The organism is Rhodococcus sp. Q (assembly GCF_005503035.1).
In the GTDB taxonomy this organism is placed as follows: domain Bacteria; phylum Actinomycetota; class Actinomycetes; order Mycobacteriales; family Mycobacteriaceae; genus Rhodococcus_G.
The window spans coordinates 1-14,187 of record NZ_SCOY01000038.1 but is presented as its reverse complement, the minus strand read 5'-3'; the positions used below and the strand labels follow the sequence as shown (position 1 = coordinate 14,187).

12 protein-coding genes are annotated in these 14,187 nt (G+C 69.1%); 8 read left to right on the top strand and 4 right to left on the bottom strand.

The window, feature by feature from the left end; translation table 11 throughout:
* Window positions 1-25: 25 nt before the first annotated feature.
* Window positions 26-757, bottom strand: a complete 732-nt coding sequence (locus FFS72_RS23190) for a hypothetical protein (RefSeq protein ID WP_249353478.1) — start codon at window positions 755-757, stop codon at window positions 26-28.
* Between the two features lie 233 nt (window positions 758-990).
* Here FFS72_RS23190 and FFS72_RS23185 point away from each other — a divergent pair, with 233 nt between their 5' ends.
* The 3 genes from FFS72_RS23185 to FFS72_RS23175 are packed head-to-tail and all read left to right on the top strand — an operon-like array spanning window position 991 to window position 4,432.
* On the top strand, window positions 991-1,737 hold the full coding sequence (locus tag FFS72_RS23185; RefSeq protein ID WP_137876152.1) for a succinate dehydrogenase cytochrome b subunit: 747 nt from the start codon (window positions 991-993) through the stop codon (window positions 1,735-1,737).
* Window positions 1,734-3,686, top strand: a complete 1,953-nt coding sequence (locus tag FFS72_RS23180; RefSeq protein WP_137876151.1) for a fumarate reductase/succinate dehydrogenase flavoprotein subunit — start codon at window positions 1,734-1,736, stop codon at window positions 3,684-3,686. The genes FFS72_RS23185 and FFS72_RS23180 overlap by 4 nt, the downstream gene beginning before the upstream one ends.
* Window positions 3,683-4,432 (top strand): succinate dehydrogenase/fumarate reductase iron-sulfur subunit, encoded by a 750-nt coding sequence (locus FFS72_RS23175; RefSeq protein ID WP_137876150.1) that lies wholly within the window; start codon window positions 3,683-3,685, stop codon window positions 4,430-4,432. Before FFS72_RS23180 ends, FFS72_RS23175 begins: the two co-directional genes overlap by 4 nt.
* A gap of 9 nt (window positions 4,433-4,441) precedes the next feature.
* Here FFS72_RS23175 and FFS72_RS23170 read toward each other — a convergent pair whose 3' ends face one another.
* The 3 genes from FFS72_RS23170 to FFS72_RS23160 all read right to left on the bottom strand — a co-directional run bounded on the left by FFS72_RS23170 (window position 4,442) and on the right by FFS72_RS23160 (window position 7,994).
* Entirely contained in the window at window positions 4,442-5,884 is a 1,443-nt protein-coding gene (locus FFS72_RS23170; RefSeq protein ID WP_249353476.1) for an anion permease, read from the bottom strand.
* Window positions 5,885-5,970: 86 nt separating this feature from the next.
* Window positions 5,971-7,356 (bottom strand): alpha/beta-hydrolase family protein, encoded by a 1,386-nt coding sequence (locus tag FFS72_RS23165; RefSeq protein ID WP_137876148.1) that lies wholly within the window; start codon window positions 7,354-7,356, stop codon window positions 5,971-5,973.
* Complete coding sequence (locus FFS72_RS23160) at window positions 7,353-7,994, bottom strand: hypothetical protein (RefSeq protein ID WP_137876147.1); 642 nt, start codon at window positions 7,992-7,994, stop codon at window positions 7,353-7,355. Before FFS72_RS23160 ends, FFS72_RS23165 begins: the two co-directional genes overlap by 4 nt.
* 216 nt (window positions 7,995-8,210) lie before the next feature.
* Here FFS72_RS23160 and FFS72_RS23155 point away from each other — a divergent pair, with 216 nt between their 5' ends.
* The 5 genes from FFS72_RS23155 to FFS72_RS23135 all read left to right on the top strand — a co-directional run.
* Window positions 8,211-9,422 (top strand): sensor histidine kinase, encoded by a 1,212-nt coding sequence (locus tag FFS72_RS23155; protein WP_137876174.1) that lies wholly within the window; start codon window positions 8,211-8,213, stop codon window positions 9,420-9,422.
* A gap of 9 nt (window positions 9,423-9,431) precedes the next feature.
* Window positions 9,432-10,094 (top strand): response regulator, encoded by a 663-nt coding sequence (locus FFS72_RS23150; protein ID WP_137876146.1) that lies wholly within the window; start codon window positions 9,432-9,434, stop codon window positions 10,092-10,094.
* Window positions 10,095-10,187: 93 nt separating this feature from the next.
* Complete coding sequence (locus FFS72_RS23145; RefSeq protein ID WP_137876145.1) at window positions 10,188-11,219, top strand: 6-phosphofructokinase; 1,032 nt, start codon at window positions 10,188-10,190, stop codon at window positions 11,217-11,219.
* A 124-nt stretch (window positions 11,220-11,343) separates the two neighbouring features.
* A complete protein-coding gene (gene gatB / locus FFS72_RS23140; protein WP_137876144.1) occupies window positions 11,344-12,855 on the top strand; it encodes an Asp-tRNA(Asn)/Glu-tRNA(Gln) amidotransferase subunit GatB in 1,512 nt (503 codons plus the stop codon).
* Between the two features lie 121 nt (window positions 12,856-12,976).
* A partial coding sequence (locus tag FFS72_RS23135) for a cation:proton antiporter (protein ID WP_137876143.1) occupies window positions 12,977-14,187 on the top strand: 1,211 nt, incomplete at its 3' end.

Sequence of the window (14,187 nt, the reverse complement as noted above, 5' to 3'; positions counted from 1 at the left end):
TGTCGTTTTCAACCGGTTGACGCGGTCAGCTCGATCCAGCGGGCAGCGGCTCGAAGTCCCACCGGGCGCAGCCGTACACGACGTCGTCCGCGCCGCCGGTGCCGCTGTCGTTCAGTACGCCGTAGGACGTCACGAACGCCCGGGGGTTCGCGTCCGCGATCTCGGCGAGTGTCGCGGTGTCGCCCTGGCCGCCCGACAGACCCCCGATGGGGTTGGTGGACCACCACTGGCCCTGGGTCAAGTTGCTTACCGCCCAGTCGTCGGCGCCCACACCGGCGTTCGCGGACGGCCACCACACCAGTGTGGTGAACCCGCCCCGGTCATCGGGTCGGTCTGCGCCCTGGATCCGGAGCTGGAAGCTGGTGTACTGGCCCCGATGTGCGAACGAGAGGCTCGCCGGATCAGCTGCCAGGTCGCGGAGCGGGGTGTTGATCCCTGGGTGGAAGTAGCTGGTGCGGCCGCCCGGTGGGGCGTACAGGTCCAGCCATCCCGTCCCCGACGCCTCCTCGCCCTCGGCAAAACGTGGGGCGCCGGCGTCGAGTGGGAGCCATCCCCACGTGGCGATCGGATAGACGTTGGTGTGCAGGCAAGGGAAGCCGGGGGGGAGAAGCGATGGCGGCGCGGAACTCTCCGAGCCGCCGTCGAGTGAACCGCCGACCGAGCCGTCGCTCTGTGCGGATGCAGGGGCTGCGAGCGCGAGAAGGACCGCTGCAGCGGCAGATGCCACTGCAGCGGTCCGGGAACTCAAATGTGTCATCGATGTCTCCCTGTGTTCCGAATGGGGTGTGCGTCGCGGCTGCGCGACGGGCCGTGAATCGGGTGCAGATCGAGATGTGACGTGAGCGCACCTACGGTACCAACCAGTCTCGTCTCTTGCAGGGTGACGTTTCACCCGCGCCGCCCTGCGTCAGTGCGGGCGCGGCGATAGTGTGGCGGCATCCGACCGGCGTTCGGGTGGCTGGCGCCACCGCACTGCGTGGAAGGCCCCAGATGAGTGCTTCGTCCGATGTTGTCGTCGCCGCTCCGGCGTTGCCGTCACGACCGCGTGTGAGGCCGCCTCGCCCCTCCAACGTGGCGTGCAAGGTGATCATGGCGGCGACCGGTCTGCTGTTCGGCCTGTTCGTCCTGGCGCACATGATCGGGAACCTGAAGGTGTTCACCGGAGCCGAGCACTTCAACGACTACGCGCACTGGCTGCGCACGGTCCTCGAACCGCTTCTCCCGTACGAGGGTCTGCTGTGGATCCTGCGGGTGGTGCTGCTGATCGCAGTCGTCGGGCACGTGTGGTGCGCGGTGCTGTTGACGGCCAGGGCACGCCGCGCCCGTGGGCCGTTCCGTCGAAAAGGGCTGGGGTGGCGATCGTTCACCGCCCGGACCATGCCCGTCACCGGGGTGGTGCTGCTCGCGTTCATCGTGTTCCACATCCTCGACCTGACCACGGGAACCCCTCCAATCGGTAGCGCGGAGTACGAAGCGTCCACCAGGACGGCCAGTTTCGCGTACGAGAACCTCGTCGCCAGCTTCGAGAGACCGGCCGCGGCCGCGGTGTACATCGTCGCGATGCTCGCACTCGGGGCGCACCTGGCGCACGGGTTGTGGAGCGTGGTCAACGATCTCGGTGTCACAGGGCACCGTGTCCGTCAGACCTGCCTTGTCCTGTCGGGAGTGATCGCGCTGGTGATCATGGTGGCCAACATCGCGATTCCGGTCGCGGTCCAGATCGGGGTGGTGTCATGACGGATCTGGGACTCGATTCGCTGCGCGCTCTCGGTGATGCCGTGGACGGCCGAGTGCCCGAAGGGGATCCGGCGACCGCATGGGCGCGACGCAAGCTCGACTACAAGCTGGTCAGCCCCCTCAACCGGCGCAAGTTCACGGTCATCGTCGTCGGGACGGGGTTGGCGGGCGCCGCGTGCGCAGCCGCGCTCGGCGAACTCGGCTTCCATGTCGAGTCGTTCACCTTCCACGACGCGCCGCGGCGTGCGCACAGTGTCGCCGCGCAGGGCGGAATCAACGCCGCTCGCGCTCGGAAGGTCGACAACGACAGCCTCGGTCGCTTCGTGAAGGACACCGTCAAGGGCGGTGACTTCCGTGGCCGCGAGGCGGACTGCTTCCGGCTCGCGGAGGAGTCGGTGCGGGTGATCGATCACATGAACGCGATCGGCGCCCCCTTCGCGAGGGAGTACGGCGGTACCCTCGCCACCCGGTCCTTCGGCGGGGTCCAGGTCTCCCGCACCTACTACACCCGGGGCCAGACCGGGCAGCAGCTGCAACTCGCGTCGACGCAGGCGCTGCAACGGCAGATCGCCGCGGGCACGGTCACCCTGCACACCCGGCACGAGATGCTCGACCTGATCGTCGAGGACGGACGCGCGCAGGGCATCATCGCCCGCGACCTCGTCACCGGCCGGATCACGGCAACGACGGGGCACGCCGTCGTCCTCGCGACGGGCGGGTACGGGACGGTGTTCCACAAGTCGACGCTGGCTAGGAACTCCAACGCGACGGCCTCCTGGCGTGCGCACAGGCGCGGCGCGCTGATGGCGTCGCCGTCGTTCGTGCAGTTCCATCCGACCGCGCTGCCCGTGAACTCGCAGTGGCAGTCGAAGACGACTCTGATGAGCGAGTCACTGCGCAACGACGGCCGGATCTGGGTGCCCGCGAAGGCCGGTGACGACCGCGACCCCAACACGATTCCGGACGCCGAACGCGACTACTACCTCGAACGGAAGTATCCCGCGTTCGGGAACCTGTCCCCGCGCGACGTCTCGTCACGGGCCGCCCGGGAACAGATCGAGGCGGGCCACGGCGTCGGGCCGCTCCGCAACAGCGTCTACCTCGACTTCCGGGACGCGCTCGCGCGCCTGGGACGCGCGACGATCGAAGAGCGGTACGGCAACCTCTTCTCGATGTACCGGGACGCGACCGGCGAGGACCCGTATGTCGTGCCCATGCGGATCGCCCCGGGCGCACACTTCACGATGGGCGGTCTGTGGAGCGACTTCGACCAGATGACGTCGATTCCCGGTCTGTTCGTCGGGGGGGAAGCGGGTTGGGGCTACCACGGCGCGAATCGACTGGGGGCGAACTCGCTGCTGTCGGCCTGCGTCGACGGATGGTTCACGCTGCCGTACTCGATTCCGGACTATCTCGCGCCACTGCTCGGCACGGACGTGCTGCCCCTGGACGCGCCCGCGGTCCGCGCGACCGCGCAGCAGGTGCGGGACCGGGTCGACGGACTGCTCGCGGTCGGTGGAACGCACGGACCGGAGTGGTTTCACCGTGAACTCGGGGAGGTCATGTACGCCGGCTGCGGCGTCACGAGGACATCGGAGTCGTTGACCACCGCGATTCGCAGGATCCGGGAACTCCGCGAGCAGTTCCACGGTGATCTGCGAGTGACCGGCGGTGGCGCCGAGTTCAACCAGGAACTGGAGCACGCGGGACGCGTCGCCGACTTCCTCGAACTCGGGGAACTGATGTGCGTGGACGCACTGGACCGGGACGAGTCGTGCGGCGCGCACTTCCGGGCCGAGCATCAGACGGAGGGCGGCGAGGCCCTCCGCAACGACGCCGACTGGTGCTTCGTGTCCGCATGGGAGACAACCGAATCGGGTCCCCACATACGGCATCACGAGCCGCTGGGCTTCCGCGCCGTGCCCCTGCAGACGAGGAGCTACGTATGAGGATCACGGTGGAGGTGTGGCGTCAGCCGGGACCGGCCGAGCGCGGGCGCTTCGAGCTGCACGAGATGGACGACGCGGCGCCCGAGATGTCGCTGCTCGAACTGCTCGACCACCTCAACGAGCACCTAACCGAATCCGGTTCGGCGCCGATCGCCTTCGACTCCGACTGCCGCGAGGGGATCTGCGGGGCCTGCGGGATCACGGTCGACGACCGTCCACACGGGCCACGCGCGAACACCCCGACGTGCAGGCAGCACCTGAGGTCCTTCCGTGACGGTGCCCGGATCCGATTGGAACCGTTGCGGTCCGGTGCCTTTCCCGTGGTGCGTGATCTCGTGGTGGATCGCTCGGCGCTCGACCGAGTCCTCGAAGCCGGAGCGTACGTCTCGGTGAACGCCGGTACGGCACCGGATGCCGATGCCCTTCCGGTCTCCCACCAGTCCGCGGAGGAGGCCCTCGACTACGCGGCGTGCATCGGGTGCGGGGCGTGCGTCGCGGCGTGCCCGAACGGAGCGGCGCACCTGTTCGCCGGATCGAAGTTGACCCACCTGTCGTTGCTCGCGCAGGGCGCCGTGGAGCGGGGACGCCGCGGTCGGGCCATGACGGATGCGCTCGAAGCGGACTTCGGGCCGTGCTCGACGTACGGCGAATGCGCCGCGGTCTGTCCCGCCGAGATTCCGCTCACCGCGATCGCCGCGGTGAACAAGGAGTCGATGCGGTTCTCGTTGCGGCGCAAGCAGAGCTGAGAGACCCGATCACCACACACCGATCAGTTTCATCCAGAGTCCGCCGACGATGGTCCAGATCAGGATGAGCACGATGCTCATCACGAATCCGATGCGGAACCATTCCGACGTCTTGATGTAGCCGGAACCGTAGATCACACCCGCGGGTCCCGACGAGTAGTGGGCGAGACCGCCGAAGAGGCTTCCGATGAAGCCGAACACCAACGCCGAGAACAGCGGCGGTGCGCCGGTGGCGACCGCGGCCCCGAGGAACACCGCGTACATCGCGACGATCTGCGCCGTGTTCGAGGCGAAGAGATAGTGCGCGTAGAAGTAGACGAGGGTCAGGATCGCGAAGGCCCACACCCACGGCAGTCCGTCGACGCTGCCCGCGACCTCGTCGCCGATCCAGGCGATGACACCGAGCTTCTCGAGCTGTGCCGCCATGCCGACCAGGACTGCGAAGAACACAAGGGTCTGCCAGGCGCCGGTGTCGTGGACCAGGTTGTTCCAGGTGAGCACCTTGGTGACCAGCAGGATCGCGATCCCGAGGAAGGCGGTGGTCGTGGCGCTGACGTTCAACTGGTCGCCGAGACACCAGAGGACGAGCAGGAGCGCGAAGGTGGCACCCATGATCCACTCCGATCGGCTGATCGGTCCGGCCGCACGGAGCTCGTCGCGCGCCTGCTGTGGCGCCTGTGGTGTCTTCATCATCGTCGGCGGATAGATCTTCGACATCACCCACGGGATCGCGGCGAGACTCACCAGACCGGGAACGACGGCCGCGGCGGCCCACTGCGCCCACGAGATCTCGATTCCGAGTTTGCCCGCGGCCTCCACCGCGAGCGGGTTGCCCGCCATCGCGGTGACGAACATCGCGGAGGTCACGACGTTGACCTGTAGGGCGGTCAGCAGCAGGTATGCGCCGAGCCGCTTGCGGGACTCGTCCGGTTCGGGTCTCGAGTCCTCGAGTTCGCTGAGCGACTTGATGATCGGGTAGACGACACCACCGGCGCGCGCGGTGTTCGAGGGGGTCGCGGGCGAGAGGATCAGGTCGGTGATGGCCATGCCGTACGCCAGGCCGAGGCTGGACCGCCCGAGCCTGGTGACGAACAGCAGCGCGATCCGCTTGCCCAGCCCGGTGACCAGGAAACCCTCGGCGATGAAGAACGACGCGACGATCAACCAGACCGTGGTGCTGCTGAACCCGGACAACGCCTCGGTCGGCGTCTCCGCCTGGGTGATCATCGCGATCGCCAGGCCCACGATCGCCACCGCGCCGGTCGGCAGCGGCAGCAGGATCAGCGCGACGATGGTGCCGACGAAGATGCCGAGCATGTGCATGCCGTTCGGCTCGACGCCGTCCGGGACGGGCAGGAAGTAGATGATCAAGCCGATGACGATCGGTACGACCGCCCGGTACGACCGCTGCACCAACGACGGTTGCGCTTCGGTGGTGGTCCTGTCCGTCATCGCGGTCCTCGCTTCGACGTGTCGAGTGCACGGCCGCATCGATTGTCGCCCGTACCGCCACGGAATTCAGCGTGAGCGCGGCGAGGTCAGCAGTCCGGGAGGGCGGTGCCCTGGTCGGTGCCGTACCGATGCCCATGACCGGGTGCAGAGTCGAGGGACGTCAGCAGATCGACGCTCGTCTGCACGAAGCTCACCAGGGGCAGCCAGGGAGGAGTCGGAGCGTCCGGATGGGTGCCGTCCAGGAGGGGCGGTGCCACCAGCAGGCGCAGCGACCAGTGCACCACCGGATCGGATGCGTTGGCCAGCACCGTGACGTCCGGACTGGGAGCCCGCCCCGATGGAGGCCCGGCGAGAAGGACGCCGCACGGAGCCATCGGGCCCGCAGCTGCGGCCGCCGCGGCGCCGATCGCGCCGAGGCTCTGCCCGTACACGTACAGGTCCGGACGGTGCCCGGCGGGAAGCTCCGACAGGCGCTGCACCACAGCGGAATACAGCGCTCGTGCCGATTCCTCGACGCTCCCGCGGTCGAAGACGAACGCGGCCCAACTCGGAGCCGACGAATACTGCAGCGCGACCTCGGCCACGTCACCGCCGAACCGTCTCTCGAATCCCGCCAGCGCGTTCGCGTCGATCCATCCGGACCCCGTGGGTACCGCGATCACCAGGTTGGATCGGGCGAACCCGCCCGCGCGCTCCAGTTCGCGCACCGCGAGCCCCACCCGCGACTCGAGATCCGGTGCGCTGTCGAGTCCGACGTAGGTGCGCACCGTCGACTCCGACGCGGGGGCGGTGACGAAGCGCCTGCCCTGGCCGCCGAGAGTCGACCACGGTGTCAGCGAGTCGGTGCTTCCCGAGAGCGACGAGGACTCCGGGAGGGGCTGTGACAGTCCCGCCGCGGCGTTCGCGGTGTGTGCGGCCCCGGCGACGCGGGCGGTCGGGCCGACCCAGAACGCGGTCACCAGCGCGGCAGCGAGGATGCCGGCCGTGACACGACGCGCCCTGCTACTCCGGCGCACCCTGCGCAATGCTGCTCGGAGCAGCCTGAGCAGGGCAGAGGAGATTCCCACCAGCACGGCGGCGACCGCGGCGGCGCCGACCGCGACGGCCGTCCAGTGCGCCGCGCCCGTCGCCGGTACGCCCATGGCTGCGCGAATCTCGTTCTGCCAGTGCTGTGCCAGGAGCAACGTTGCCGCGATCGCCGCGGCACCCGACCACGCGACGATGGTCCGGATCCGCGGCCCGAGTTCGACGGATCGGGTGAACCTCCCGGTTGCCTTGTGCCACAGTGCGGCCGCCGCCCAGCCACCCGCGACGAGGACACCGGTCAGGACGGCTTGGACCACCGCGCTGCGGGGGAGCAGTGACGGCGCGAGCGACGCCATCGCCGCGGCACCGACGCAGACGGTGGTCGCGACTCGTGGTGCCGTCGCGATCCCCGCACGCGTCCGTGGACGGGTGAGCACCGCGGTCATGCCGGCACCGCCTGCGTGCCGAGCTCCTCGCCGCGACCGGAGCTGCGGCCACGATGTGCCGCGGCGGCAGCGGCGAGGAGAAGGATGCCGATCCCCGCTGCGTACGCGGCGACCGGTTCGGGACGCGGCGCGGCGTAGTCCTGACGCCACGAATTGGTGTCGACGGCCGCCGCGGCAGTCGACGCGACCACGCTGCACGAGGCCCTGGTGACGTCGTCGGGACGGGTGGCGCAGGCCGCGTGCAGGCGTTCGTCGAGCTGACGGTCCAGGGCGCGGCGTGCCCACGGACCCAGTTGTTCCCCGGAGCGGTCCGCATAGCGGAGCAGGTCGTAGCCGAGATCATGACCCTGGCAGGCCGTGTCGAACTCGCCCGGCAGGGGGACGGGGGAGGAGCAGTCGCCGTTCGGGTTCACGAGCATTCCGTCCCGAAGGACCGGGCGGTAGCCGACCACGTCCGCGAAGTCGATGGGAACGGTCGCCGCTGCCGCGGCGGCGCCGGTCGACGTCAAGGCCGTGATCGTGGTTGCGGCCGGCCCCGATTCGACAGGTCCTGCGGCCTGCGCAGGCTGCGACGCAAGACCGGTGGCGAGGGCGATCGCGCACCCCGCCGTGAGCACTGTCCACGTTGGTTTCCCCATGTCTTCGACGCTAGAAATGGCAAGTACCAGCGAACATCACCCCGCAGGGCCGTTCCGGATCCGGGCCGGGGAGGGACGGTACGCGAGATCTCGCACTGCGGAGGTAGGCCGATCTCACCCTGAGGTATGAGGACAATCGGTGTCGCGCTTCCTACTGTTCTTCGTGTGGGTAGAACGAGATCAGGCGGACCGGGACGAGCGATCAGCGGCGGCACCATGGGTGTCGCGGCGGCGGTCCGGCCCCGTGTCGCCCGCCTGAGCGGAAGTCAGTGGGCGGACATCGCCGTCGTGTTCGTGACCGCGGTGCTGTTCACGATCGCCTGGCCGACACTGCAGGTGACACATCATGTTCCGGCCGGTGTGCAGCCGCTCGTCGCGGGCATCGCGGCGCTGCCACTGATCCTTGTTCGTGCGAATCCCGCTCTGGGCTGGGCTGTCTCGGCGGCCGGCGCCCTGGTGATCCCGCTCGTGTTCGACCGGACGGACGACTACGACTTCCCGTGGCAGGTCGTGCACGTGATGGTGCTGATGGCGCTTCTGCTCGCGGTCAGCATGCGGTCGCCGCTGCCCGTCGTCGGCGTCGCGTGGGTGTCGACCGCGCTGCTGTTCCTCGCGAACGCGCCGGGGCAGGACGGTCGCGGCTGGGCGTTCGGTCTGACCGTGCTGGTCGCCTTCGGCCTGCTGATCCGCTGGCTGGTGCTCTCGCGCCGGCAACTCGCGCAGCAGGAGGAGGTTGCGGAGGTCGAGCGGGCACGCCGCGCGATCCTCGAGGAACGGGCCCGGATCGCCCGCGACCTGCACGATGTCGTCGCACACCACATGTCGCTGGTGGTGGTTCAGGCGCAGAGCGCGCCCTACCGGCTCGGCGGGCTCAGCGACGACGCGAAGGCGGAGTTCGACTCCATCGGGGCCACCGCGCGGGAGGCGCTCAACGAGATCCGCGGGATGCTCGGGGTGCTGCGGAGCGACGGGCACCTCCCGGAGCACGCGCCGATGCCCGGCCTCGACCGGATCGACGAGTTGGTCGAGGGCAGCAGGCGAGCAGGGATGACCGTCACCGTGGAGCGCGGCCACCTCGCCGCGCTGTCGGAGACCGCGGAGCTCGCGCTGTACCGGATCGCGCAGGAATCGCTGTCGAATGCCGCGCGCCACGCACCGGGCGCCGCCGTCCACCTGCGGCTGTCCGGGGATGCCGAGGTGACCGAACTCAGGGTCGCCAACGATGCGGGCGGTTCCGTTGCCGTCGCCGCGGGAGCCACGCCGGATGTCGTCAGCGGACACGGCATCGTCGGGATGCGGGATCGCGCGCTGTCCGTCGGTGGCACACTCGCCGCCGGGCCGCGTCCGGGCGGCGGATTCGAGGTGTGCGCCCGGATACCGTCCGTGCCCGGCGTCACGTTGTCGGAGCCTGTCGTCGGCTCCGCCTAGGCTGGCCGGGTGGCGATCACGGTCTTCATTGCGGACGATCAGGCGATGGTGCGGCAGGGCTTCGGTGCCCTGCTCGCTGCCCAGTCCGACATCAGCGTTGTCGGAGACGCTCCGAACGGAAGGATCGCGGTCGACGAGGTGCTGCGGCTGCGTCCCGACGTCGTGCTGATGGACGTCCGGATGCCGGAACTGAACGGACTCGACGCCGCCGACCGAATCCTGTCCGCGTCCCTCGACCCGCCGGTTCGGGTACTGATGCTGACGACCTTCGACATCGACGACTACGTCTACGAGGCGCTCCGGGTCGGAGCGAGCGGGTTCCTGCTCAAGGACGCGCCCGCGGAGGAACTCGTCCGAGCGGTCCGGGTCGTCGCTGCCGGGGAGGCGTTGCTCGCGCCGTCGGTCACGAGGCGGCTGATCGCCGACGTGACGAGCCGCCGCGCCGCGCGTCGGTCCGAGCCCGCGCAACTCGCAGCACTCACTCCGCGCGAACGCGAGGTGCTGGAACTCATCGCGCGGGGACTGTCCAACACGGAGATCGCCGAATCCCTGTTCGTCGCCGAGCAAACCGTGAAGACCCACGTCGGCAAGGTGCTGTCCAAACTGCACCTGCGCGACCGCGCGCAAGCAGTCGTCCTCGCCTACGAGACCGGTGTCGTGACGCCCGGCTGAGCCGCAACGCCAGGCGCCCTGAGATGCCGGGGTCCCGATCCGGGTGCACTATGGTGACCGACCCAACCAGATCCGGTCCGGACAGGGGTGTCGATGACGCGAGTCGGGATTCTCACGAGCGGCGGCGACTGCCCGGGACTGAACGCCGTCATCCGAGGCGCAGTCCTGAAGGGCACCACCGTCCACGACCAGGAGTTCGTCGGATTCCGTGACGGCTGGCGCGGTCTGGTGGAGGGCGACCTCATGGAGCTCGACCGCCCCACCGTCCGTGGCCTGTCCCACGAGGGCGGAACGATCTTGGGCACCAGCAGATTCGGGCCGTACCAGGGTCCGAACGGGGGAGCGGAGAACATCGCCCGCACGATGCAGCGGCTCGGTGTCGACGCCGTGATCGCCATCGGCGGGGAGGGGACGGCCGCGGCGTCGCAGCGACTGTACGACGAGGGCATACACATCGTCGGCGTCCCCAAGACCATCGACAACGACCTCGACCAGACCGACTACACCTTCGGGTTCGACACCGCCGTCGAGATCGCGACGGAGGCGATCGACCGGCTCCGCACCACCGGTAACTCCCACAAGCGGTGCATGGTGCTCGAGGTGATGGGACGAGGCGCCGGGTGGATCGCGCTGCACTCCGGCACCGCGGGTGGTGCCCACGCGATTCTCATTCCGGAGCATCCCGAGAGCATCGAACAGATCTGCAGCTGGGTGAGCAGCGTCCGGGACCGCGGCCGGTCCCCGATGGTCGTCGTCGCCGAGGGATTCACCCTGCCGAACATGTCGGAGGCCCATTCGACGAAGGGGCTCGACGGGTTCGACCGACCGCGACTCGGCGGTATCGGGGAGGTTCTCGCGCCGATGATCGAGGAGCGGACGGGAATCGAAACCCGCGCGACGGTGCTCGGGCACATCCAGCGCGGCGGCGTCCCCACCGCCTTCGACCGGGTCCTCGCGACCCGCCTCGGGATGGCGGTCACCGACCTCGTCGCGGCACAGGAATGGGGCGAGATGGTCGCGCTGCACGGCACCGACATCGTCTCCGTGCATTTCGACGAGGCACTCGCCGACCACAAGACCGTCCCGCTCGAACGCTACGAGGAGATGAGGGTCATCTTCGGCTGAGCCGAACAGGAGTTACCGCGGCTGAGCCGAACAGGAGTTACCGCGGCTGAGCCGAACAGGAGTTACCGCGGCTGAGCGTGATGCGAGTCGTGCCTCACGGACGGGGGCGAATAAACTCGGCTCCATGACCGCCGCCATGTCAGATGACCTGCTCGCCTACGACGACGTGCTCGAGAAGTTCGAGCCCGTGATGGGCATGGAGGTGCACGTCGAGCTGCACACCGCGACCAAGATGTTCTGCGGCTGCCCGACGACGTTCGGTGCCGAGCCGAACACCCAAGTCTGCCCGGTGTGCCTGGGCCTGCCCGGCTCGATGCCGGTCGTCAACGAGGCGGCCGTGGAGTCGGCGATCCGTATCGGCCTGGCGCTGAACTGCTCGATCACCCCGTGGGGCCGGTTCGCGCGGAAGAACTACTTCTACCCGGACCAGCCGAAGAACTACCAGATCTCCCAGTACGACGAGCCGATCGCCACCGACGGCTACCTGGACGTGGTTCTCGACGACGGCACCACCTGGCGGGTCGAGATCGAGCGCGCCCACATGGAAGAGGACACCGGCAAGTCCCTGCACGTCGGCGGCGCGACCGGACGTATCCACGGAGCCAGCCACTCGCTGCTCGACTACAACCGGGCCGGGGTGCCGCTCGTCGAGATCGTGACGAAGACGATCGAGGGCGCGGGTGAACGCGCCCCCGAGGTCGCGCGGGCCTACGTGACCGCACTCCGCGACCTGCTCAAGGCGCTGGACGTGTCCGACGTCCGCATGGATCAGGGATCGATGCGCTGCGACGCGAACATCTCGCTGATGCCGATCGGCGCGAAGGAGTTCGGCACCCGCACCGAAACGAAGAACGTCAACTCCCTCAAGTCCGTCGAGGTGGCGGTCCGCTACGAGATGCGACGCCAGGCGGCCGTCCTCGTCGCGGGCGGTGAGGTCATCCAGGAGACCAGGCACTTCCAGGAGGCCGACGGCACCACCTCCGCGGGCAGGCGCAAGGAGACGGCCGAGGACTACCGCTACTTCCCCGAACCGGACCTCGAGCCGGTCGCTCCCGACGCCGAGTGGGTGGAGCAGCTGCGCGGCACCCTTCCCGAACTGCCGTGGCTGCGTCGCGCGCGCATCCAGGCCGAGTGGGGTGTGTCCGACGAGGTGATGCGCGACCTCGTCAACGCGGGCGCACTCGACCTCGTCATCGCGACCACCGAGGCGGGCGCACCGGCCGACGCGGCCCGGTCCTGGTGGGTGTCGTACCTCACGCAGCAGGCCAACACCCGTGGTGTCGAGCTCGCCGATCTGCCGATCACTCCGGTGCAGGTCGCGCAGGTCGTCGCCCTGATCGACAGCGGCAAGCTCAACAACAAGGTGGCACGCCAGGTCGTCGACCACGTTCTCGCGGGCGAGGGTGATCCGGAGCAGGTCGTCGCCGCGCACCCCGAACTGGTCGTGGTTCGCGACGACACGCTGATCAAGGCCGCCGTCGAGGAGGCGCTGGCCGCCAATCCCGATGTCGCGGAGAAGATCCGCAGCGGCAAGGTCGCGGCCGCGGGCGCGATCGTCGGTGCCGTGATGAAGGCCACGAAGGGACAGGCCGATCCGGCTCGCGTCAAGGAACTCGTCATCGAGGCCTGCGCCTAGTCTCCGCGCGCTCCCGCCGAGCGTGCAGTAACCGGCGCGGCCACTCGGCCGACGCCCCGGAACCTGCGCACTCGGCGGGTGCCTACGGGAATCGGCTGCCCCGACGGCGATAATCGGGGGCATGCCTTCGGTCGGAGCCTCCCTCTTCTGGATAGCCCTGTGCGCGGTCGTCGCGCCGATCGTCGCGGGTTTGGTTCCGCGCAAGCTGGTCCCCGAGGTCGTACTGCTGCTCATCGGAGGCATCTTGATCGGCCCGCACGTGCTCGGTCTCGCCGTCGACGGACCCGAGATCGGGTTGCTCAGCGAACTGGGCCTCGGGATGCTCTTCCTGCTCGCCGGCTACGAGATCGACACCGACGAACTCACCGGGCGCGGTGGGCGCCGCGCGTTGGTGACGTGGTGCACCTGCCTGGCACTGGCATTCCTGCTGATCGGGTTGCTCGGCCTGACCGGGGCGATCAGCGGGGAGGTCGCCGTCGCGATCGCACTGACGTCGACCGCGTTGGGCACCCTGCTTCCGATCCTCAAGGACAGCGGGGTCGTGAACACCCGGATCGGCCGAACGGTGCTCAACCACGGCGCGTTCGGCGAACTCGGCCCCGTCGTCGCGATGGCGGTGCTACTCGGTTCGCGTGGAACCGTCGGGTCGTTGATCGTGCTCGTGGTGTTCGCCGCCGCGGCGGTCGTCGTCGGCCTCATCCCGGACCGGGTCCGACGGGCCGGTTCGCGGCTGCCGTCGATCATCAGGCTCGGCTCCGAGACCACAGCGCAGACGACGGTGCGGCTCACCATCCTGCTACTGGTCTCACTGGGCGCGTTGGCGGCCATCTTCGAGGTCGACGGCATCCTCGCCGCCTTCGCGGCCGGGTTCATCCTCCGGCGTGCCGTTCCCGCAGGCGACGAGAAGCTCGAAGCCAAGCTCGAGGGCTTGGCATTCGGCCTGCTGATCCCGATCTTCTTCATCACCTCGGGGATGGCGATCGACGTGTCGGCCGTCGCTGCGAAACCAGGTGTGCTGGTGGCATTCCTCCTGTTGATCCTGCTCGTGCGCGGGCTCCCGGTCTTCGTCGCCGAGCGTTTCGACCGCGGACCGGACGGAACGGACGAGCCGCCGACGCTGCGCCAACGCGGTCAGGTGGCGCTGTACTCCGCGACCGGTCTCCCCCTGATCGTCGCCGTCACGGGGGTGGCCGTCGCGGCAGGCGAGATGTCGCCCGCGAACGCGTCGATCCTGGTGGCCGCGGGCGCGATCACCGTCCTCGTCCTGCCGCTGGCCGCGTCCCTGCTCGGTGGGCGAGCACCCTCCCAGAACGCGCCCGCGGCCACCAGGAT